The sequence below is a fragment of the Streptomyces sp. NBC_00433 genome, from assembly GCA_036015235.1.
Lineage (GTDB): Bacteria > Actinomycetota > Actinomycetes > Streptomycetales > Streptomycetaceae > Actinacidiphila.
This window is the reverse complement of the sequence record CP107926.1, coordinates 8,766,652-8,789,278: the sequence shown is the minus strand read 5'-3', so window position 1 is coordinate 8,789,278 and position 22,627 is coordinate 8,766,652. Positions and strand designations below refer to the sequence as shown.

Annotated in this window: 19 protein-coding genes; 3 read left to right on the top strand and 16 right to left on the bottom strand. The window is 71.8% G+C overall.

Annotated features, from left to right (window positions below):
• Nucleotides 1-23 precede the first annotated feature (23 nt).
• From OG900_38140 to OG900_38100, 9 genes are all read right to left on the bottom strand, one after another.
• Complete coding sequence (locus OG900_38140; protein WUH95417.1) at nucleotides 24-1,538, bottom strand: MFS transporter; 1,515 nt, start codon at nucleotides 1,536-1,538, stop codon at nucleotides 24-26.
• 28 nt (nucleotides 1,539-1,566) lie between these two features.
• A complete protein-coding gene (locus OG900_38135; protein WUH95416.1) occupies nucleotides 1,567-2,220 on the bottom strand; it encodes a hemerythrin domain-containing protein in 654 nt (217 codons plus the stop codon).
• 1,722 nt (nucleotides 2,221-3,942) lie between these two features.
• A complete protein-coding gene (locus tag OG900_38130) occupies nucleotides 3,943-4,356 on the bottom strand; it encodes a VOC family protein (protein WUH95415.1) in 414 nt (137 codons plus the stop codon).
• 1,013 nt (nucleotides 4,357-5,369) lie between these two features.
• Nucleotides 5,370-5,828: a nitroreductase family deazaflavin-dependent oxidoreductase gene (locus OG900_38125; protein ID WUH95414.1), complete on the bottom strand. Its 459-nt coding sequence runs from the start codon at nucleotides 5,826-5,828 to the stop codon at nucleotides 5,370-5,372.
• Between the two features lie 1,349 nt (nucleotides 5,829-7,177).
• Nucleotides 7,178-7,729 carry a flavin reductase family protein gene (locus tag OG900_38120; GenBank protein ID WUH95413.1) on the bottom strand — a complete coding sequence of 184 codons (552 nt, stop codon included), beginning with the start codon at nucleotides 7,727-7,729 and terminating at the stop codon, nucleotides 7,178-7,180.
• A gap of 110 nt (nucleotides 7,730-7,839) precedes the next feature.
• Entirely contained in the window at nucleotides 7,840-9,501 is a 1,662-nt protein-coding gene (locus OG900_38115; GenBank protein WUH96074.1) for an NAD(P)/FAD-dependent oxidoreductase, read from the bottom strand.
• 13 nt (nucleotides 9,502-9,514) lie between these two features.
• Nucleotides 9,515-11,104, bottom strand: coding sequence for an FAD-dependent monooxygenase (locus tag OG900_38110; GenBank protein ID WUH95412.1), 1,590 nt, complete (start codon nucleotides 11,102-11,104; stop codon nucleotides 9,515-9,517).
• Nucleotides 11,105-11,298: 194 nt separating this feature from the next.
• The gene (locus OG900_38105) at nucleotides 11,299-11,616 is read right to left on the bottom strand and encodes a hypothetical protein (protein ID WUH95411.1); all 318 of its coding nucleotides are present in this window, start codon (nucleotides 11,614-11,616) and stop codon (nucleotides 11,299-11,301) included.
• Between the two features lie 493 nt (nucleotides 11,617-12,109).
• Entirely contained in the window at nucleotides 12,110-12,610 is a 501-nt protein-coding gene (locus OG900_38100; protein WUH95410.1) for a MarR family transcriptional regulator, read from the bottom strand.
• Between the two features lie 876 nt (nucleotides 12,611-13,486).
• On the opposite strand from OG900_38100, the gene OG900_38095 reads away from it, so the two are divergent.
• Both OG900_38095 and OG900_38090 read left to right on the top strand, forming a co-directional pair.
• Complete coding sequence (locus OG900_38095; protein ID WUH95409.1) at nucleotides 13,487-14,302, top strand: hypothetical protein; 816 nt, start codon at nucleotides 13,487-13,489, stop codon at nucleotides 14,300-14,302.
• 38 nt (nucleotides 14,303-14,340) lie between these two features.
• Nucleotides 14,341-14,955: a response regulator transcription factor gene (locus OG900_38090; protein WUH95408.1), complete on the top strand. Its 615-nt coding sequence runs from the start codon at nucleotides 14,341-14,343 to the stop codon at nucleotides 14,953-14,955.
• A 67-nt stretch (nucleotides 14,956-15,022) separates the two neighbouring features.
• On the opposite strand, the gene OG900_38085 is transcribed toward OG900_38090, so the two are convergent.
• From OG900_38085 to OG900_38070, 4 genes are all read right to left on the bottom strand, one after another.
• A complete protein-coding gene (locus OG900_38085) occupies nucleotides 15,023-15,871 on the bottom strand; it encodes a MerR family transcriptional regulator (protein WUH95407.1) in 849 nt (282 codons plus the stop codon).
• A 187-nt stretch (nucleotides 15,872-16,058) separates the two neighbouring features.
• On the bottom strand, nucleotides 16,059-16,487 hold the full coding sequence (locus tag OG900_38080) for an Asp23/Gls24 family envelope stress response protein (protein ID WUH95406.1): 429 nt from the start codon (nucleotides 16,485-16,487) through the stop codon (nucleotides 16,059-16,061).
• Nucleotides 16,488-16,749: 262 nt separating this feature from the next.
• Nucleotides 16,750-17,907 (bottom strand): SPFH domain-containing protein, encoded by a 1,158-nt coding sequence (locus tag OG900_38075; GenBank protein WUH95405.1) that lies wholly within the window; start codon nucleotides 17,905-17,907, stop codon nucleotides 16,750-16,752.
• Nucleotides 17,908-17,933: 26 nt separating this feature from the next.
• Nucleotides 17,934-18,167 carry a hypothetical protein gene (locus OG900_38070; protein WUH96073.1) on the bottom strand — a complete coding sequence of 78 codons (234 nt, stop codon included), beginning with the start codon at nucleotides 18,165-18,167 and terminating at the stop codon, nucleotides 17,934-17,936.
• 257 nt (nucleotides 18,168-18,424) lie between these two features.
• Between OG900_38070 and nhaA the strand changes: the two genes are divergently transcribed.
• Nucleotides 18,425-20,308, top strand: a complete 1,884-nt coding sequence (nhaA, locus tag OG900_38065; protein ID WUH95404.1) for a Na+/H+ antiporter NhaA — start codon at nucleotides 18,425-18,427, stop codon at nucleotides 20,306-20,308.
• 48 nt (nucleotides 20,309-20,356) lie between these two features.
• On the opposite strand, the gene OG900_38060 is transcribed toward nhaA, so the two are convergent.
• The 3 genes from OG900_38060 to OG900_38050 form a co-directional block, all read right to left on the bottom strand.
• Complete coding sequence (locus OG900_38060; GenBank protein WUH95403.1) at nucleotides 20,357-20,587, bottom strand: DUF6296 family protein; 231 nt, start codon at nucleotides 20,585-20,587, stop codon at nucleotides 20,357-20,359.
• A 63-nt stretch (nucleotides 20,588-20,650) separates the two neighbouring features.
• Complete coding sequence (locus OG900_38055) at nucleotides 20,651-21,292, bottom strand: response regulator transcription factor (protein WUH95402.1); 642 nt, start codon at nucleotides 21,290-21,292, stop codon at nucleotides 20,651-20,653.
• A complete protein-coding gene (locus OG900_38050) occupies nucleotides 21,289-22,623 on the bottom strand; it encodes a sensor histidine kinase (protein ID WUH95401.1) in 1,335 nt (444 codons plus the stop codon). The genes OG900_38055 and OG900_38050 overlap by 4 nt, the downstream gene beginning before the upstream one ends.
• Nucleotides 22,624-22,627: the final 4 nt, after the last annotated feature.

The window sequence follows — 22,627 nt, the reverse complement described above, 5'->3', positions numbered from 1 at the left end:
GGCCGGCCCCCCTGTCGTCTCTTCTAGGCCGTCTGCGCCTCCGCCCCGGTGTCGGCGCCGGCCCGGGCCTCGGCCTGCGCCCTGCCCTGCGGGGTGTCGGCGAAGGGGGTGATGGTCAGCCAGGCGACCACGATGCCCACCAGGTACAGGCCGACAGCGACCTTGAACCCCGCGGTGTAGCCGTCGACCAGGGCATCGGGAAGCGCGGTGCCCTTCGCGGCGTGCTGGGTGGTGGTCGCGGCGACCGTCGCCAGGCCCGCCAGGCCCAGCGCACCGCCGATCTGGCTGCTCGCGGTCAGCAGCGAGGAGCCGATACCGGCCTCGGAGCTGTCGATACCGCGCACCCCGATCCCGGTGGCGACCACGACCGTCGCACCCAGGCCCAGCCCGGTGACCAGCGAAGCGGGCAGGACCATCCCGTAGACGCTGGAGCCCACGCTCAGGAACGCGAACCACCCCGAGCCCGCCGCCGCGATCAGCAGTGCCAGCGACAGCGCGACCCGCTCCGGGGTACGCGCCAGCAGCACCGGCCCGACCCCGCCGGCCGCGATACCGAACCCGATCGCCAGCGGCAGGTACATCAGCCCCGTGCGCAGCGCGGAGTAGCCGAGGACCTGCTGCATGTACAGCGTCAGGAAGAAGTACGTCGCGAAGCTGCCCGTCGACATCAGCAGCGTCACGATGTTCGCCCCCGTACGGCCCCGGTCGGAGAGGACCTCACGCGGGATCATCGGCAGCTCGCTCGTGCGCTGGATCACCGCGAACGCGCCCAGCAGCACCGCGGCGGCGATCAGCCCGGTCACCACGACCGGATCGCTCCACCCGTGCTCGGCGACCCGGTCCACGGCGAAGACCAGCGAACCGGCCCCCAGCGTCGCCGCGACCGCCCCGGGGATGTCGATCCGGGTCCGCTTGGCCGGCTCGCCCTCGCTCAAAGCGTTGACGCCCGCCAGGACACCGATCACGACGGGCACGTTGACCAGCAGCACCCACCGCCAGGACGCGTAGGTGGTCAGCACACCGCCCAGCACCAGGCCCAGCACCGACGCCAGACCCGTCACCCCCCCGTACAGGCCCAGCGCCTTGGTACGGGGCTTGCCCTCGGGGAACGTCGCGATCAGCAGCGACAGCGCACCCGGCGTGGCGACCGCCGCACCGACACCCTGGATCGCCCGGAAAGTGATCAGCGTGCCGCCGTTGGGCGCCAGCCCCCCGGCCAGCGACGCCGCACCGAACAGCACCAGCCCGGCACTGAAGACCCTCTTACGACCATAGACGTCACCGACCCGCCCGGCGACCAGCAGCAGCCCGCCGAACGTCAGCGAGTACGCGTTGATCACCCAGTTCAGGTTCGACAACGAGATGTGCAGCGCGTTCTGGATCCTCGGCAGCGCCACGATCATGATCGTGCCGTCCAGGACGACCATGAACCGCGCCAAAGCGATCACCCAGGTCGCCACACCGAGCCGGCGCCCGTCGGCGGGCGGATCCACAACGGCCACGGGCGGGTCCGTCGTGGCTCCTTCGTACTGTGACATGCGGGGATTCCTCCGGGGGGCTCGAAGATCAGCCGGTGGTGCCGGCTGCAGGCGTCCAGAGAGAGAGCCGGTCGTAGGCGGCCTTCCACTCACCCTCGTACTTGGTACGGCCCCAACCGGGAAGCCGGCCCAGCACGGTCTCGACCCAGTCCGCGGCGGCATCGTCCAGCAGCCAGGGCATGTACGTACCCACGTCCTCGCCGACCTTCTTCAGATGCACCGCAGCGAAGTGCGACCACTCCTCCTGCGTCAGCGTCGAATCGACCAGGGCCAACCCCTCGGCCTCCTCGTGCTGCAGATGCCCGCGCAACGAGGTGTTCAGCTCCGCGACCAGCTCACCCAGCCGCGCCGGACCGTTCTCGGCATCGACCAGCGCCGCGTCCATCCCCGCCAGCAGCGGATCGATCTGCGCGTGCTCGGCCTCCATCGCGTGCAGCAGCGCAATATCCTGACCACCGGCCAGCCGCTGCTCCATCAGACCCCACACCGTGTCGTCCTCGGTGGTGTGGTGGATACCCAGATACGTCTTGAACAGCTTCCACCCCAACGCGGTCCGCATGACCGTCCGCGGGTCATCGCTGACACCCTCAGCGACCTTCGCAATACGGTCCAGCTCACGCCGGAACGCATCATGGATGGTCAGCATCATCGTCATGTCCAGCTTGTACTCGCCGCCAGTCATGTCCAGCTCCTCTCTCCACACACCACGCTACCGGATACAACGGCAACCATCAACGCCTACAACTAATGACGCCCCGAACAGCACAAACCCTTAACGATCAAGACGGATAACAAACCCCCACCGGGAGACCAAGGACACACCCCACACCCCGCACCCCGCCCCGCGGACAGGCCGACGAACACCCCCACACACCGGACCACCCACCAGACAGCACCCACCAAGCAACAACCGGCCACGCACCGGGCGATGCGGGCCGCGCAGCGCCGACCAAGCGGTACCGGCCGAGCGGTACAGGCCACGCGGTACCGACCACGCGGTGCGGGCCGGGCGGCGCCGGCCAAGCGGTACCGACGACGCAGTGCGGGCCAAGCGGTACGGGCCACGCGGTACGGGCCACGCGGTACAGGCCGGGCACCGGGCGATGCGGGCCGGGCAGCGCCGGCCAGGCAGCGCCGGCCAAGCGGTACAGGCCGGGCAGCGCCGACCAAGCGGTACCGACGACGCAGTGCGGGCCAAGCGGTACGGGCCACGCGGTACGGGCCGAGCGGTACCGGCCACGCGGTACCGGCTAAGCAGCGCCGACCAAGCGGTACCGGCCAGGCAGTGCGGGCCAAGCGGCGCCGGCCACGCAGTACAGGCCGGGCAGCGCCGGCCAAGCGGTGCCGACCAGGCAGTGCGGGCCGAGCGGTACCGGCCACGCGGTACCGGCCACGCGGTACCGGCCACGCGGTACCGGCCAAGCGGTACCGGCCAAGCGGTACCGGCCACGCGGTACAGGCCACGCGGTACCGGCCAAGCGGTACGGGCCAGGCGGTGCGGGCCGGGCGGTGCAGGCCGCACCCCACCGGGGCAGGGCACGGCAACCGGGTGAACTCACCGCGCAGTTGGCCACCGCAAAAGCGGCAACCAGCCCACCGTCGGGCGCAGTTGGCCACCCCCTGGCAGAAGGACACACCGCACGGCAGTCGGGCCGCCGTACCGGGCAGTCACCCGGCAGGCACAACAACCACACCCCCGCCAGGGGCAGTCACCCGCCCCGGAACAGGGCGGACAGCCGGCGGCAGCCACCCGCCCCGCGGTCGGATGAGGCGATCGGCCCCCCGGGGTCGCAGTGGGACAGCCGAGTAGACGCTCGGGGCGGGCCGTCCCGAGCAGGTACTGGGTACTCGGCCCCCCGAACTGGAGGGCGGCAACCGGCGGTAGCCACCCGGGGCCGGGGCGCGGCACCCGGACAGGTCTCGGGGCCGTAGCCCACCCCCGGGCAGGGGCGACCGGGCGTCCGATCGGGGTGGCAGACCACCCCGGACAGACCCACGGCACAGCAACCGACCGCCCCGGGCAGAGGCGACCGGGCCGGCACCCGGGGTGGTCGCGCATCCGGGCACAGCAACCGGGCACCCGCCGACCGCAATCGCCCACCTCGTGCACAACCCCGGCCACCGGGTGCCCCGGGGTCGGGGCGCGGTGCCGGGTGGTGCCGGGTGGTGCCGGGTGGTGCCGGGTGGTTGTTGCCCGCTCCGGGTCTGCCGGCCACCGGACAGGCCCGGAGCGGGCCCCGGCCCGGCGGCCCGCAAGTCCGGTGGCGGTGGCTCCCCTTCACGGAGCACCGGCCCCCGGATACGCGCCGCCGGCCGCCCGAACCGGGGCCCGCCCCCGGCCCCGCGCACCACGCCCCCCAACAGGGGGGCAGGAGGCGGGGCCGGGGCGGCACCCCGCCTCTTCTCAGGCCTCGATCTCGTCCGGCGCGGGGGTGTCGAAGGAGTACACGTGCAGCTTGATGCCGTCCGGGTCGTGGAAGAACACGATGTAGCCGATCGCCGCGATCCGCAGACCGGAGTTCTCCACACCCTCCGCGTTGAGGTGATCGACCCAGGACTGCACCTCGGCCTTGCCCTGGACCGCGAAACTGACCGGGTCGAACCCGGACAGCGAGTCCGACAGCTCCTTGTTCTCACGGAACGCCAGCAGGGTGTTGTCCAGACCGGTGAGCTTGCCCACCGAACCCCGGACGATCCCCTCGTCGTCCTTGAACTCCATCGTCGTGGCAAAACCAAAGACACGGCCGTACCAGTCGATCGAACGCTGGATGTCGCTGACCGCGAACTTCACATGGTGAATCCCGCCGAGTGCCGGCATGACAACTTCCCTTCCCTGGTTACCTGCACATGAAAAAACCCTTGACCAAGAGCTGCCCCGCAAACCCCGGCAGCGACACACGGCAACCAGCACCGCGCACCGACCCACCGCGGATTGCGGGACAGCCCTTACCCACAAAACGCCCGCCCACCGCCCACACCCACGGCCAGACGAACCACACCCACCACCAGAAACCCCGGGCAGCAACCCCGGCCAGAAACCCACGGCACAGCAACCGACCGCCCCGGGCAGAGGCGACCTGGCCGACACCCGAGGTGGTCGCGCATCCCGGGCACAGCAACCGGACACCCGCCGACCGCAATCGCCCACCTCATGCACAACCCCGGCCGGCAACCCCGACCGGGAGCCCCCGCACGGCGGACAGCCCGCACCCACCGCCAGGACCCCCGTCAGGCAACCCCCGGCCGGGCAGGCCACGGCCGGACAACCACACCCCCCACCAGGGCAACCCCGCCGGGAACCCCCGGCCGGGCAGGCCGCACCCACCGCCAGGAGCCCCGTCAGGCAACCCCCGGCCGGGCAGGCCGCACCCACCGCCAGGGCAACCCCGCCGGGAACCCCCGGCCGGGCAGGCCGCACCCACCGCCAGGAGCCCCGTCCGGCAACCCCCGGGGCCGCGAGGGGGGCGGGCTGGCGCCGGGGCCCGGTCGCGAGCCGCACGGCCGGATCGGCCGCCCACCGCCCAGGCCCCCGCCGGGAACCCGGCCGGGAAACCGGCCGGGAAACCGGCCGGGAAACCGGCCGGGAAACCCCGAGGGGCCCCGAGGCGCGGGCCAGGGCCTGTCGTTCGGATCTCCGTGGAGGAACGAGCGGTGTCCGGTGCGTGCGGCGGCAAGGCGGAGGAAGGAGGCGACGCGGAGGGGGCACCCCCCGGCCCTCGGGCCGGGGCGAGTCGTCGACCGACGACAACGCTGGGGCCACCTCCCGCCGAAGGCAGGAGGAAGACGCGCGTGCCGGACACCGCGACGCCGCGGAGACCCGGACGGCAGACCCTAGCGCCGGGACCCGGTCGGGTCCCCGCTGCGGGAACGCCCCGCCCCACCCTCAAAACCCGCCGCGCCGTCCGGGGCCGCCGGCGCCGGAGACAGGGTCAAGAACTCCGTGACCCGCAGCACCTTCAACGCCAACCGCAGACTCCGCCGGATACGCACCGTCCCGTCATCAGCCGCCAGCACCGGATCCACCAGAGCCACCCGGCGGCGACGCACCACCAACTCGCAACCACCCGCCGCCCGCACGTTCTTGACCCAGTCCGTCCCCGACCCGTACGGCAACGTCACCACATACGCACCCTGATGCCGGAAAACCTTCACCGGCGTCCGGTACTCCCGCCCCGACACCCGCCCCCGATGCACCACCAGCCCAAAACCCGGCATCCGCCCGAACAACGGACCCGCGACACGATTACCCAACGCCTTGTTGAACCGCGCCCAACCACGACCCAAAGTCATAACAGGGGTACTCCTCACCCGAAGACACCCCCACCCCCACCCCACAACCCCCGGGCAGAACGCACAGGCATCAAAACGTCAGCCCCCCACAACCCCCAAGGGACCCAACCCACAAGACCACACCGAACAACCACCACACCAGCCGGCCAGACAGCCGGACCGGCAGCCAGACACCCAGCAACCCCACCACAAGCGAACCCACCCCGACCGACACCACCCCCGCACCGCCACGCCACGCCACACACACCGCAACACCCCGACGAGCACGGCAACACCACAACAGCCACAACAGCCACACACACCGGACAACAGACTCCGGCAGACACCCCGACACCGGCAGGTTCCGGCAGGTTCCGGCAGACATCGCGAACCTGCGGATACCACCGGCTTCAGCGGGCACACGCCAGGTTGCAGGGCAACCAACACCAGGACCCGCCAGACACCACCGCCAGGCTCAGCACGTACCACCAGGCCACTCGGCCGGCACCACGACACGCGCCAGGCTCCCACACGCCTCGCAAAGCCCCACAGGCCGCGACACGCACCACCGGCCGGCCCCGCCAGACGCCACGACACACACCCGCCACACCACAGCGCCCAACACCACGCCACGCCCCGCCCCGGCCCGGCCCGGCCCGGCCCGCAACCCCACACTGCGAGCACCGCGACACCCCGGACGAGCACGGCAACACCGCAACAGCCACACGGCAGCCCGCAAGAAGCACCAGCACCCGGCCGACACCGCCAGCCCGCAGAAACCACCAGGACCCGGCCGACACCGCCAGGACCCGGCAGGCACCCGCCAGGACCCAGCGGGCACCGCGACGCTCAGTCGGCACCGACACGCTCACCCGGCACCACCACACCCCGGCACGCACCGCCCACCGCGGGCACCACCAGGTTCCGGTGGACATCACGAAACGGCCGGCAGCACCAAGACACGGCAGCCACCGCCAGCCCGCAGAAACCACCAGGACCCGGCCGACACCGCCAGGACCCGGCAGGCACCCGCCAGGACCCGGCAGGCACCCGCCAGGACCCGGCAGGCACCCGCCAGGTCCCAGCGGGCACCGCGACGCTCAGTCGGCACCGCCCCGGGCCCAGCCTACGGCCCAGGGCCCCGGCGAACGGGGCCCGGGGCGGGCGCCCCGCGAACCGGGCGGAACCCCGCCCCGAGGGCCGGGAACCCGGGAACGGGCGCGCACCCCGCCCCGAAGGGCCGGGGCACCCGGCGAGGGACACCCCGGGAACCCGGCGGCCCGGGAGCACCCCGGGCCGGGGACCGGGGGGGTCGGGGCCGGGGGGGTCGGGCCGGGGGGGTCGGGCCGGGGGGGTCGGGTGGGGGTGGGTCAGCCGTCCCACCTGGCGTACGCCGCGCGCAACTCCTCCTCCAAGCGGCCGAAAGACCCCTCGAAGAACGTCAGCGGCTCCTGCCGGCGCCGGTGCACACCCAACTCCACGACCTCGCCCACCACGATCATGTGATCACCGCCCGGATACTCCGCACGGACATCACAATCCATATACGCCAGCGACTCACCCAGCACCGGCACCCCCCGCGCACTCCACGCCGAGAACACCCGCCCCGCAGCCGGCGCCTGCCTCCCTGCGAAGACCTGCGCCAACTGCTCATGACGACGCGCCAGCAGATTCACCGCGAACCGCCCGCCACGCGTCAACTCCCCGCGCAGCCGCGACTCACGATGGATACAGAACAACACCAGCGGCGGATCCAACGACACCGACGTGAACGAGTTCACCGTCGTCCCGTCACCGTCCTCGCCCTCACCCGCCGAGATCACCGTCACCCCCGTGACGAACATCCCGCACACCCGCCGCAACGACCGCCCGTCCGCGGGAAACACATGATGCGCCGCCTCGACCACCCCGTCCGCACCCACACCCGCACCCACCGGCACGGACGCCCCCGCCGGCGCCGGCGCGGAGGCCGACGCGGGAGCGGACGCGGGAGCGCCGGCCGCGGAAGCGCCCGGCCCCGCCCCGGACACCACTAGAGCAGCTTCCGCGCACGCGGACCGGCCTTGACCCCGCCGGACACCACGAAACGGGTCAGCTTCCGCATATCCGGACCCGCCGAGAACAACCCCCACCGCACGAACCGCGCCACATGCAGCGTGTTCGGCGCGACGAACCGCGTCGCCGGATCCTTCCACCCGAACGTCGGATTCACCTCCGGGCTGTCCTGCACCACCTTCAAGATGATGTCCGCAGCCTCGTCACCGGTCAGCTCACCGACCTCGTACTTCTCACACGTCTCCGCCGTCACCTCGAGAATACGCTGGAACGTCGTACTCTCCGGCCACCACAACCCCGGATTCTCCGTCTTCTCCAACGCCTGGAAATGCTTGTTGTCCCCGTCCACCACATACCGCAGCCGCGCACCGGTCAACCGCATCACACCCGGAGTGATGAAACACCCCCACACCCGGAACACCGCATTCCACAACCGGAAGTGCGAGAACGAGATCAACGCACTGTTCACCAGATCGTCGTTGAAGTCCAGCAGACCCGCCTCGAGCTTCTCCACATACTCGAACCGCTCCTCGGAGAAGTCATCGTCCTTCAACGCCTGCAACACCCGCGACGCCAGAGCGTCCACGACCTCCATCGTGTTCGACAGCCCACGCGAGAACAACGGGTCGATGAACCCCGCCGCATGCGACATCAAACACCACCGGTAACCCACCGACTTCCGCGACGAATACTGCAACCGCCCCGTCGACACCCACTCACGCACCGGCCGCGCACCCTCGAACTGCCGCTTGATCGCCGGATACTTCTCCAGGAACGAATCGAACTCCTCCTGCGGCGTCACACCCTCCGGCTTCGGATACACCCGCTCGTCCAACTGCAGACCCACACTCACCAACGGATTCTTCGACTTCTTGTAGTTGTTGAACGGGATGATCCACAACCACCCCCGGTCGATCATGTGATGCATCGTCCCCTTGTGCCACTTGATCGGCGGACGATGCTCCCGCGGAACATCCACCACATCATCGTACGGCTTGATCCCGATGTAATGATTGAACAACGACCGCGAATGATGCTTGAACCGCGCCGGCTTCTCCCGCAGATCAAACTTCTCCGCCAACAACGAACGGAACCCCGAAGCATCGATCAGATACCTCGCCCGGAACACCTCACCATTCGCCCCCGTCACCGTCACACCATCCGCATCGAACTCCAGATCCTCAGCCCGCCACTGCTGACGAACCTCCACCCCATACCGCACCGCCGTATGGAACATCCACGAATCCGTGTCCTGCCGGAACATATGCGAATTCTGCGCCAACACCCGCGGAATCGCGAACTGCGTCGACTCCGCCGGATCCGGCTCCACACCCACCACATGCCGCTGAAAACCAAAATGCACCTTCACCCCATGCGAAGGCCCCACCACACGATTCGTCACCCCCACCTTCGCCAACGACGCCAACTCCGGCACCCCATACCGCTCCGCCAGAATATGCAACCACTCCGCCAACTGCGGCGTCTGCGACTCACCGATCGCCATCCGCGGATGCGACCCCGCATCCACCAACACCACACTCACACCCTGCGACGCCAACACCGTCGCAACCGTCGACCCCGCCAACCCCGAACCCAACACAAACACATCACACACCCGCACCCCACCAACACCCACCATCACACAACTCCCCTCACAGAGAACCGACTCGAACAGGAACGACACCAGATACCGAACCAGCGACCCCGTCACCCGCCGCGGAACCGAACCAGGAATCCACGGCCGGTCCGGGGTCGGAATAGCGGTCACCCACCCACGCCACATATCCGTCCGGGCGCACCAACAGCGTTTCCCACCCGCCGAAAAGGCCACCGACATCAGCTGCCGGCAAGGTGGCGGCCACCAGGTCGACCCGCGCCGCGAACGGCGCCAGACGACCGGTCAGCCACTCGTGGCGACCCGCGCAGTCGGCCAGGTCCAGCAGTACGCCCCGGCCCGACCGCAGCAGCGCCGCCGTGGTCACCGGGACCGTCCCGGGCGCACCAGCAGCAGCGGTGGTGCTGGTGACGGTCAGATCGGCGTGCGGGACCGCCGCACCGGCCGGCGAAGGCTGCCGGTCGGCGCCCTCGCCGGAAGCGGCGCCGTCGCCGATGGCGTAGCGGACGTCGACGCCGGCGATCATCGCCGCCAGTCGGTCGTTGACCTCCCGGTAGCCGATCAGTTCGCGCAGCACGGTGCGTGTCGCGTCGACCTCGGGGCCGCCGAGCAGCAGCATTCCCTGGGCCCGGATGTTGCCCAGCACGCGGCGGGCGACCTCGTGCCGCTCCTCGTGGTAGGTCTCCAGGAGTTCCTCGGGCGCGGCGCCGGTGGACACCGCCGCCAGCTTCCAGCCCAGGTTCGCGGCGTCCTGGAGACCCAGGTTGATCGCCTGGCCGCCGGAGGGCATCTGGACGTGCGCGGCGTCGCCGGCCAGCAGGACCCGGCCGGAGCGCAGGCGCCCGGCCAGCCGGCTGGTGTCGTCGAAGGCGTTGCGCCAGATCGGCGTGCCGTGCGCGATGTCGTCGCCGGTGACCTGCTGCCAGACCGCGCAGATCTCGTCGAACTCCGGCGCCCCCATGCGCGACACGACCGGGCGGCCGAAGGCCGAGACCATCACGCGCGTGGCACCGTTCGGCAGTCCCGAGGCGATCGCGAGACCGTCGGGCAGCCGCTCGAACCGGCGATCCGCGATCTCGATGCCGGTGATGTCCGCGCGCAGCAGCTCGTGCGTACCGGCCGTGCCGGGGAAGTCGATGCCGGCCAGCACCCGCACGGTGCTGTCTTCGCCGTCACAGCCGACCACGTAGCGCGCCGCCAGCCCGACCGGACCGGCCGGGGTCCGCGCACGCACCCGGACCGCGTCGGCGCCGGCCTCCAGGCCGCACACCTCGTGCTCGCGCCGGATGTCGGCGCCCAGGTCGGTCGCGCGCCGCGCCAGCACTTCCTCCACCCGCGCCTGCAGCACCTTGTACTGCCCGGGGAAGCGGGTCGGCAGCCCGCTGAAGTCCAGCGGGATCCCGCCGAAGTGCCCGGACGACTGGACCGGCGGCGAGCCGAGCTGATCCAGCAGGCCGCGCTGATCGAAGAACTCCAACGTCCGCGCGTGCAGCGTCGACGCGCGCGACTCGGTGGTCGGTGAGACCAGGCTCTCCAGGACGATCACCCGTGCCCCGCCCAGCCGCAGCTCGCAAGCGAGCATCAGACCGACGGGACCCGCACCCACCACGACAACGTCCGTATCCACGTCTGCAACCGCACTGTCCGCCGTGTCCACGCCCATACCGCCCTGTCTTGAAGGGATCGATCGAAGGGATCACTTGAAGGAATCGCTCAAAGAGGTCGCTCGAAGGGGCCGCCCGAAGGGATCGGGGCCTTCGCCCACGCTCCGGCGGCCGGGGCCGCCAAGGGCCGCCGCCCGGTCCGAGCAGCCGGCAGCCGTCAGGCCCGACGCGATCCCGTGACGCCGATCTTCGGCAGCAGCCGGCTGACCTTGGAATAGCCGGACAGGGTGTCACCGGCGAAGGTGACGTCGAATTCGAGGTTCAGCTTCGCGGGCTTGGTCACCGACTGGCGCCAGGTCACCTGGCGGCCCTCCGGGGTCTCCTTGCTGACCACATTCGCCAGCGACACCGTCTCGGCGTCACTGGCGGCGGTGCCCGCCACCAGGCCGGCGGCATCGGTGAAGGTGTAGACCACCGCCAGATCACCCACCGGGGACTTCACGGTCACATCCCACGTTCCAGCAATCGAGCTCACAGCGACTTCCCTTCAGCGGGAGGAAGGACAGGAAAGACCCGCCCGCCCCGATCCGGATACGAACCAGGCGGCGGCGCGGGTGGGAAGTGACGGGCCGGACCGCGATCGACCGGCCCGTCACCGCCCGCGGGCGGCAATACGCGGGAGCGGCGACAGGGCCGGCGGTGGGGCTGGGGAATCCGCGGCCGGGCGGATCCGCGCGGGGAGGCCGCTCTACGGGCAGGGCCCGGCCGCGGAAGCAGCGTGGCGCCGCGCGGGCGACGCCTGCGGGAACCTGGCGGGAGTCGGGGGCACGAAAAAAGCGGCGCAGGAGGCGCCGCCGGTTACCGAACTACGTCATCGCACGGAACCGCAGGTCCGGCCGCATCGTGCGGGGCTGTTCAGGAGGACGGCGGATTCGGATCGGGGCACAAATCTGCCGTTGGCCGTTATCGTGACACGTGCCCTGAGCCGGCGTCAATCCCCGCTCCCCGGCGGTGCGCGGGAACCGGTCTCACACCGCTGCGCCGGGTGCCGCCGGCGGGACCCGCCAGCCGGTGCGCCGGGCCGGCGGACGCTCCAGCAGCTCGGCGTCGATCCGGGCGGTCATCTCCACCAGGGTGCGGCTGGTGACCGTCAGGTCCTCCGCCGGAATGCCGAGGTAGAGCCGGGTGATGGCCTCGTCGAACACGCCCCGGATGCGGCGCTGGAACTCCAGCCCCTCGGCGGTGGCACGGACCGGGCAGCCCCCGCCGGGCACGATCGCCAGCAGTCCCGCCGCCAGCAGTTCGCCGACCACGGCGGCGGCCGAATGCCGGTCCACCTTCGTCGCGATCGCCAGCCGGGCGACCAGCCGGTCCCGGTCCAGTTGTGTCGGGCTCAGCGTGCTGATGTTGAGTGCGATCCACTGCTGGTGCGAGGCGCCGGCCTCCCCCAGGACGGCGTCCAGCAGCGCCCGGTGGGCCGTCTCGGCTCTACCGAGGACCCGCGGATCGAGGATCGGGCCAGTAGTCATGGCTGCTCCCTAAATCAGGCTCGGCGGCCACCGCGGCGAGAGGAGACACTGTTTAGCAGACCCGGGGACTGCGTCGGCATCGTGATAACAGGGTTTTTCTCGACTTCGGCCGTAACAAAACCCGTGCGGCCCCGCCCGCCATCCGTGGAGGGCACAACGGCCTGATCACCCTCATCCCGGTGGGCCCACCAGCCACCGCCGGCCCATCGGACCACCGGCCGCGCCCGGACGGGCGAGGTGACCGCGTCCGGTACGCCGGAGCACCGCGGGGAGTGCCGCCGGCAGCGCTCCCCGGGCACCGCCACCGGCGCCACCGGCGGCGCCCGCACTGCCCCGGACGCGCCCGGTGGGACGGGTTCGCCGCAATCCAGGAGGAATTCCTCGCAGGTTAGCGCCTGTTCACTGCCGGTCGGGCCGCGGCATTCTGACCTGCCTCGTCGCACGCGACCGCCCCGCCGCGGGGGGCGCGGAACCGGTCCCGGCGACCGCCGCCATGTGAGACCCCGACTACCGCTGGACCGGCGGCTCACGCATACTGCGGTGAATCGAACCTCGACAGAACCGTCGTCCCGGAAGGCCGCGACAGCGGGCGAGCCGATCGCCCGCAGCCCGGCCCGCCGCGCCACAGCGGCGGGGGCGGGCGACGCGGCACTGGTCGCTCGTGTGCCACCTGTGTCCCGCCGGCCGCCCCGTCTGCCCGGGCCACCATCTGCGCCCCAGCCGTGCCCCGGGCCGGGGCCCGGTGTCCGTAGCCCGCACGGCCGGGAGCCGGACCTGTTGTCGTACCAGATCAGCGAGAAGCCCCGGTCCAAGACCCGTCGTCCGGCTACGGGTCGCTCCACTTCCGAGTCCGATTCACTCGCTCCCCGGAGGTTTGTGGTGGTCATCGCAGCCGATCCTGACGGCGACCCCGCACATGGCCGGAGCGGACCTCTGGGAACGCCGCTCACCCACCCGGTCCGCTCGATCATGTCGATGATGCTCGCCTGCTACCTGCTCATCGCCCTGCTCAGCGCCTGCCCGGGGCGGCGGCCGTGGGGCCTCGACTTCAGCGTCGAGGCCCTTTTCGTTGCCGGCGTGTTCACCACCGGGTATCTGCGCACCGCACCGGACGCACCGCACCCGCCACGCACGCACCGGGTCGCGACGCTGTCCGCGCAAGGGCTGTGCGTCGTCCTGCCGTGCGCTTTTTTCGGACATAGTTGGGGGGCGGATGCGGGGTTCCGGGCCGGATCCTGCCTGCTGCTGTTCGCCGGCACCACCGCTTGGGCGCTGTCCCCGGTCCCCGCCGCGCTGGTCCGCCCCAACTGCCCGCGCACCCACGCGACCTGGCGGACCGCCGCCGGGCGCACCGGGGCGACCTTCCTCGCCGGCTCGGCCGTCCACGGTACGACGCGCCTGTCGCTCCTGGGCATCTCACGGGAGGCGATGTCCGACATCCGTTCCCTCGCACGGGGTTACCGTGTCAGGTCGCCGGCGACGGAGACCGCCTCCGCGCGGGCGCTGCCGGCCGCCGTCGACACCGGCGGCTCGATCCGTATGGAGATGGTCGACGACGGCCGGTTCCACCTGGTCGTCTCGGCCCTGCTCGACAACGCACGGCGCCCGGCGGCTGACCGACCTGCCGGCGCCGGACCTGCGGCACGGCCCAGGAGCTGCTTGCGGAGATCGCCCGAGCAGCCCGTCAGCTAAGCATCTGACCGGAACAACTGTCGATCTATGGGGGCGGCATGAGGAAACTCAAGATCCTATTAGCCGAAGACGTACAGATGGTCCGCGGGGCACTCGTCGCCCTTCTCGAACTCGAGGACGATCTCAGCATCGTCGCCGACGTCGGCCGCGGTGACGAGATCCTCGACACCGCGCTCCTCCACACACCCGATGTCGCCGTCATCGACATCGACCTGCCCGGGCTCGACGGCCTCACGGCCGTCACCCTGCTCAACGAGAAGCTGCCCACCTGCCGATGCCTCATCCTCACCAGCCTGGGCCGGCCCGGGACCCTGCGCCGCGCACTCGACGCCCGCGTCACCGGCTTCCTCCTGAAGGACGCCCCGCCGCACCAGCTCGCCGAGACCATCCGCCGGGTCGCGGCCGGCCAGCGCACCATCGACCCCGAACTCGCCCTCGCCGCCTGGGACGCCGGGGAGTGTCCCCTCACCGACCGCGAACTCAATGTCCTGCGCATGGCCGCGACCGGGGCCGAGCCGCATGAGATATCCGACATCATGTGCCTCTCCCCCGGCACCGTCCGCAATTACCTCACCACCAGCGTCACCAAACTCTCGGCACGCAACCGCATCGACGCGATCCGGATCGCCCACGAGGCGGGCTGGATCACGTAGAAGCCTCGCGGCGGACAGAGTTGCGCCCCCCGGCCCCTGGCGGGGTCGGGGGGCGTTGGGCAGGGCGTCAGGCCGGCGTGTCGCGGACCGCCCAGCCGACTTCGAGCCGGTTGCGCGGGTGCCCCGGGGTGCCGCACCAGCGGTGGTATATCTCCTGGGCCGGGCCGTCGAAGGCGAAGCCGTGGGCGGAGATCCAGGCGGCGACGGCGTCGTAGGCCGACATGATCCGGGGGTACGCGGCGTCGTCGCCTTCGACCACCGTGCCGGCGAAGGCCGTCTCGTCCTGCTGTACGAGGTGGATGCCGTCGGACGGTTCGCCGGGCGGGGTGGCGTCCGGGGCGTACGGCAGGCAGGCCTCGACCTCGGCCGTGGCGTCGTCGGTCAGGGGTGCGTGGTAGCGGATGAAGGCCGGTGCCGGCAGGGCGAGCGGGCCCTTGCCCGCTTCGGCGTAGAGCGCGCGGTAGGCGGACCGGGCGAAGGTGTCGAGGCCGGCAGCGCCGATGGTGCCGCGGTAGGCCAGGGCGTGGATCGGGCCTCGGCGGACGAGGGTGATGTCGGGGGTCATGGCGGCTCCATCGGTGAGGGCCGCGGCCAGGCCGCGCAGGATGACGTGCTGGTCGCCGACCCGGCGGGCGGCGGCGCCGACGCGGGCGTCGAGGTCGGGGACGATGTCGGCGCCGGCGGCGTGGCGGTCGAGCAGGGTGCGGATCTGCTCGACGGGGACGTCGAGTTGGCGCAGGGCTCGGACCAGTTGGGCGCGGCCGACCTGGTCGCGGGCGTAGTAGCGGTAGCCGGTGCCGGGGTCGGTGGCCGCGGGTGGCAGCACGCCGGTGGTGTCGTAGTGCCGCAGGGTTGTCACCGACAAGCCGGTGGCCTGGGCGAACTGCCCTATTGGCAGCAGGTCGTTGGTGTCCACGGGGTTCAGGGTGGAGTCTCGGGCAGGGCGAGAGTCAAGGGCGTTCCCCAGGCGGGCGCCCGGCCACCGGGACCGGCGGGAGATCCCGGTGCCGGGCCGGTGCAGTCGAACCTGCCGCCGCGTCACCGGCGGCGGACCGGTGACGCGGCGTGTGTCCTCAGGGGTACGGGCGGCAGCCGGTCGCGGGTCAGCGGACGCGGGACTCGGACTCGTCGTCGTTGTCCTCGCCGGGGACGTAGACGTCGCGGACGTTGACGTTGATCTCGACGACTTCGAGGCCGGTCATGCGCTCCACCGCGTTCGCGACGTGGGAGCGGATCTGGGCGGCGGCGTCGGCTATCTCGGTGCCGTAGAGGACGACGATGTCCAGGTCGACGGCGGCCTGCTTCTCGCCGACCTCGACCTTCACACCGCGGGTGAAGTCCGTGGAGCGCGACATCGTGTCGCGTACGGCCCCCACCGCGCGGGAGGCGCCGCCGCCCATGGTGTGGACGCCGTCGACCTCACGGGCGGCGATGCCGGCGATGACCGCCACCACGGAGTCGGCGATGGTGGTCTTGCCGGCGATGTCGCTGCGGCGGCTGGAGACGGACCTGGACTCGTTCTCGTTCGCCATGGGATACCCCTTAGCTGGGAAGGGTGGATCGTCGTACCTGCCGGCCCGTTCGGTCGCACGGCGGTACCTCTCGGGCCTGGCGCGGGCGGACGCCCGGCGGGCGGGCGTCCTGCGCGGACTCGGGGTTCGGCCCTCTCGTTCCACTGTGCGGCCGGTGGTGCGGGGGCGCCACTTCGCGGGGTGGCGCGGCCCCGGCCCGTACACGGCGGCGCCGCCGGGCCCGGGGGGGCTCGGCGGCGCCGCCGCGGTGGTGCGGGCGGCGTCAGTCGATGCCGACCTGGCCGTCCTTGCCGCGGCCGCGGACCTCGACGGCGCTGGACGGCGCGGCGGCCGGGGAGCCGTCGGGGCCCAGGTTCTTGCGGACCGAGTCCAGGATGGTCAGTCCCTGGCTGACCAGGCCGGCGGCGATCTCGCTGAGGCCGTCGGCGCCGTTGAGGACGTTGACGTGCGCACCGGACAGGCCGGCGGCGGCCTCCTTGACGATCTGCGGGAGCTGGTCGATGAGCATCCGGTCCAGGGCGACCCGGTCGTGGGAGGCGGCCGCGGCGGCCTGGATCCGCATCCGCTCGGCGTCGGCGACGGCCAGCACCCTGATCCGCTCGGCCTCCGCCTCGGCGGGTTTGACGATCTCGGCGACCAGCTGCTGCTGGCGCAGCTCGGCGGCCCGCAGCGCCAGCTCGGTCTGCGCGGCGAGGACCTCCTGCTGGGCGTGGGCCTGGGCGAGCGGGCCCGCCTGGGCGGCCTGCGCCTGGGCGCGGTCCACCTGGGCGCTGTATTCGGCCTGCACCACGGCGGTCTGCCGGGCGTATTCGGCCTGGTTGCGGGCCGCGACCTGCTGGGCCTCCACGGACGCCTGGGTGGCCTGGGCCTGGGCGATCTGCGCCTGCCGCTGGATGGCGGCCTTGTGCGGGGCGGACATCGCTTCGATGTAGCCGGTCTCGCCGTCGTCGATGGACTGGATCTGCAGCGAGTCGACGGTCAGGCCGATCTTGGCCATCTCCGTCTTGGAGGTCTCCAGCACCTCGGTGGCGAGCTTCTGCCGCTCGGTGACGATCTCCTCGACGGTCATCGAGCCGATGATGGACCGCAGGTGGCCGGCGAAGATGCGGCCGGTGAGGATCGACATCTGGTCCTGGTCGGACAGGAAGCGCTGCCCGGCGTTGACGATGCTCTCGTGGTCGTTGCCGACCTTGAAGGCGATGACGGCCTTCACCGTCAGTGCGATGCCCTGCCGGGTCACGCAGGTCTCGGCGACCTCGGACTCGCACATCGCCAGGGTCAGGAACCGGGTCTTGCGGAAGACCGGCAGGACGAACTTGCCGTGCCCGGTGACCACTCGGAAGGGCGCACCGCCCAGCCCGCGGCGACCGCCCGAGATCAGCATCGCCTCGTCGGGTGCGGGTACGCGATAACCGAACATCCTTGACTCTCCTTCGTCTGCGCGGCTCAGCCGGCCGGGGCGTCCAGCGGGTCGGCCCACTCGATCACGTCGACCTGGCGCGTGCCGCGGGAATCCACCACGAGCACCGTGGCGCCCTTCGGCAGCGGATCGTCGGACCAGGCGAGGAAGGCCTCGGTGCCGCCCCTGATCCGCACCAGGACCTCTCCGGGCCCTTGGCCGCCGCGGGTGCCGACCAGCAGCTCCCCGGTACAGCCGATCACGGCATCGTCCCGCGCCACCACCGGCCGCCCCTCGTCGTCGTCCAAATGTCCGGCCGCGACCATCCTCCCACCTGGGCCGGTCCGCGGATGCCTGCGGTCACCACCTTGTTCGTACGCCGTCCGGTCGGGGTTCAGCCGGGTGTCGCGCGGGGGGCAGCGGGCAGGCACGGCAGAGTCCACCTACCGGGTCGGCACGCCACAGGGGGCCGGCTCGTGCCAGGGTGTGGCATACATGAACTGCGGGAGGCTGGATGTTCCGGGGCTTTAGCACGCCCTTGACGGGTCGGACCGAGCGGGACAGCTCAGGTGTCTCGTCGCCGTGGGCGTACATCCGCACCGAGACCGGCAGTGCGGCGGTGCTGCTCGGCGCGACACTGGCCGCGCTCGCGTGGGTGAACATCGCACCGGGCAGCTACGCGTCGGTGTGGGACACGCATCTGTCGGTGCGGCTGGGGTCGCACGCCATCGACATGGACCTGCGGGAATGGGTGAACAGCGGGCTGATGTCGCTGTTCTTCCTGGTCGTGGGGCTTGAGGCGCGGCGCGAGTTCGACATGGGGGAGCTGCGGGACCGGCGGCGGATCCCGCTGCCGCTGCTGGCCGGGATCAGCGGCATGATCGTCCCGGTGGCGATCTACCTGGCGGTGAACTCCGGCCGGTCGTCCGGGCACGGCTGGGGTGCCGCGATGTCCACCGACACCGCGTTCGCGCTGGGCATGCTGGCGCTGCTCGGGTCGCGTTTCCCGCGCCGGCTGCACACCTTCATCCTCACCGTGGCCGTGGTGGACGACTTCCTGGCGCTCGCGGTGATCGCGGTGGCCTACAGCGAGCACCTGTCGTGGACGCCGCTGCTGATCGGTGTCGGAGTGCTGGTGGTGGCGGGCCTCGCACGCAGGACGGGGATGCGGCGCGGTCCTGTCTACGCGGTGCTGGCGATCGTCGCCTGGGCGGCCTTCCTGCAGTCCGGGGTGGACCCGGTGGTGGTGGGTCTGATCATGGGCCTGATGTCCTACGCCTACCCGGCGCCGCGGGACGCGCTGGAGCGGGCCAGCGGCCTCTTCCGGTCCTTCCGGGAGCAGCCGACGGCGGACCTGGAGCGGGAGGCCCGGCAGGGCATCGCCTCGGCGCTGTCGCCCAACGACCGCTTGCAGCGGCTCTACCACCCGTGGACCAGCTATGTGATCGTGCCGTTGTTCGCGCTGGCCAACGCCGGGATCGAGATCAACGGGTCGCTGCTGTCCAGCGCCTTCACCTCGCCGATCACGCTGGGCATCCTGCTCGGCTACGGGCTGGGCAAGCCGATCGGCATCGTGGGGGCCACGGCGCTCGCCACCCGGCTGAGCGGCGGCCGGATGCGGCCGCCGGTGGGCTGGGCGGCGGTGGCCGGCGGCGGGACCATCGCGGGTATCGGCTTCACCGTGTCGCTGCTGATCGCGACACTGGCCTTCGGCGGGCGGCAGCTGGACCAGGCGAAGATCGGCGTGCTCAGCGCGGTGGTCTTCGCGATGCTCACCACCTCGGTGGTGGCACTGGTGACCTCCCGGCTGCCGAAGGAGCGCAAGGCGCGGGCGCTGCTGGGCACCGCGCAGGCGGTGGTCGACCTCGCCGAGCCGGTGGATCCCGAGCACGACCATGTGCGCGGGCCGATGGACGCGCCGGTGACGGTGGTGGAGTACGGCGACTTCGAGTGCCCCTACTGCGGGCAGGCCGAGTCGGTGGTGCGCGAGCTGCTCGCGGACTTCGGCGACGTCAGGTACGTGTGGCGGCATCTGCCGCTGACCGATGTGCACCCGCACGCCCAGCTCGCGGCGGAGGCCGCCGAGGTCGCCGGGCTCCAGGACGCCTTCTGGCCGATGCGCGACCGGCTCTTCGAGCACCAGGACAAGTTGCAGGTCAAGGATCTGCTGGCGCACGCCAAGGACCTGTCCCTGGACGTGGGCGCCTTCCACGAGGCGCTGCGCGGCCGCAAGGGCGCGGCACGGGTCGAGCGCGACGTGGAGTCGGCGGACCTGAGCGGGGTGTCGGGCACGCCGACCTTCTTCATCAACGGGCGGCGGCACCAGGGGGCGTACGACATCGAGAGCCTGTCCGCCGCGGTGGTCGCCGCACGGGACCGCGCAGTGCTGATCGACGGCGCGAGCCCCGGCACGGCGCGCTGAGCCGGGGCTGCCCGGGGTCAGCGCGCGTGTGCCGGGGCTCGCCCGGTGTCAGGGCCGCACGCAGCGTACGGTGAGCGGGGTGTCGGGGGTCTGGTGGCCGCCGCTGGCGACCATGCGGACTTCGCCGTCCGCACTGATCTCGGCGCGGACGATACCGGTCTCGTCCTGGTAGATGGGGTAGCCGCCGGCGCCGGCCCGGTCGGTCCGGTGGACCAGCACCGCGTCGTCCTCGACCGCGGCGGCGTGGAACACCAGCTCGTACGTTTCCGGGTAGTCCATGCTGCCTCCCGGCCTGGGCTGCAGGTCGCCTCCATCATCCCCCGGATCCGGTGAAAGCGCCTCTCAGGTGAGCAGGCCCGCTTTGTACGCGGCTGCCACGGCGGCGGCGCGGTCGCGTACGCCGAGCTTGGCGTACAGGTGCAGCAGGTGGGTCTTGACGGTGGCCTCGCTGATGAACAGGCGGCGGGCGGCCTCCCTGTTCGTGGTGCCGGCGGCGACCAGGCGGAGGATCTCCAGCTCGCGCTCTGTGGGGACCGACTCCGGCGCCGCGGGGGCGGCGGCCGGGGTGCGGACGTGGCCGAGGATCCTGCGCGCGACGGTCGGGGCCAGGACGGCCTCGCCGCGGTGGGCGGCGTGCACCGCGCGGACCAGTTCCTCGCGGGGGGCGTCCTTGAGGAGGTAGCCGGTCGCGCCCGCCTCGATCGCGGGCAGCACGTCGGCGTCGGTGTCGTAGGTGGTGAGGACGAGGACGCGGATCCCGGGGGCGCGCTCGGCGAGCAGCCGGATCGCCTCGACGCCGCCCATGCGCGGCATCCGCAGGTCCATCAGGACGACGTCCACGGCCAGTGCCACCGCCCGGTCGACGCCCTCGGCGCCGTCCGCGGCCTCGCCGGCGACCGTGAAGTCCGGGTCGCCCTCGAAGACGGCGCGCAGGCCGTCGCGGACGATGGGGTGGTCATCGACGATGAGCAGGCGAACGGTCACACCGCATTGTCCCTCGCGGCCGGGGCGGGCCCGAGGGGCGGGCCCGGTTGCGGGGGCACGGTCGCGGTTGCGGTTGCGGTTGCGGTTGCGGTTGCGGTTGCGGTTGCGGTTGCGGGGACGCTGGCGCTCAGCGCGGTGCCGTCACCCGGGCTGCTCTCGACCTCCAGGGTCCCGCCGACCTGGCGCAGCCGCTGCCGCATCGCGGTGAGGCCGTAGCTGTCGCCGACGGGCGCGGTGTCGAAGCCGGCGCCGTCGTCCAGCACGTCGAGCATCACCACCTCGTGGGTGTAGGACAGCGTGAGGCCTGCGCGGGAGGCGGCGGCGTGCTTGGCGATGTTGGCCAGGCCCTCCTGGGCGGTGCGGAAGAGCGCCACCTCCACCGGCGGCTGCAGCGGTACGGGGCTGCCGGTGACCTCGACCCTGACCGCGACGCCGGAGGTCTGCGACCAGCGCCGCGCCAGGTCGTCCAGGGCGCCCGGCAGGTGGGGCGCCTCGTCCAGCGGGCCGGGGCGCAGGGCACGCACCGAGCGGCGGGCCTCGGCGAGGCTGTCCCTGGCCAGGGTCCTGGCCAGTTCGCGGTGCCGGGCGCGGCGTGCCGGGTCGGCGTCGAAGCGCTCGGCGGCCTCCAGCTGGGTGACGATGCCGGTGAGGCCCTGGGCGAGGGTGTCGTGGATCTCGCCGGCCATCCGCTGCCGCTCGTCGAGGATGCCGGCCTCGCGGGCCTGCGTGACCAGCTGGGCGTGCAGTCCGGCGTTCTCCTGCATCGTCTCGCGCAACCGGCGGTTGGCCTCGGCGAGTTCCCCGATCATCTCGGCCCGCCGCCTGCTGCGCTGGTCCTCCTCGATGCCCTGGTAGGTGATGACGCCGGCGAAGACCATGTTGACCACGACCAGGCCCGCGTAGACGCCGAGGGTGCCGCCGTGCAGATTGCCGACCCCGCCGACCTGGGTGGTCGCCATGAGTGCCGCGTTGAGCGCGATGGCCGGCGTCCACAGGGCCCGGGGCAGCAGCGCCACCTGGAGATAGCCGGTGAAGCCGAAGAAGCCGAAGAAGGGGCTGAGGGCGATCAGCGCGGCGATGAGGACCAGCAGGACGGCGAAGAAGAGGATCGCCCGGCCGCGCTGCCCCGCGGGAGCCGGGTAGGGCACGTCCATGAAGCGCAGCCACAGTGCGGCCGCCGCGGACAATCCGCAGGCCAGCGCCGCGAACCCCGCCGTGCGCGGGCCGAGCGCGAGCGCCAGCACCAGGGAGACCGCCAGCCCGGTGTAGGGCAGGTAGTGCTGGAGCTGCTGGAACCGCACGTCGGCGGCATCGCCTTGAGGTGCCTTCACCCGT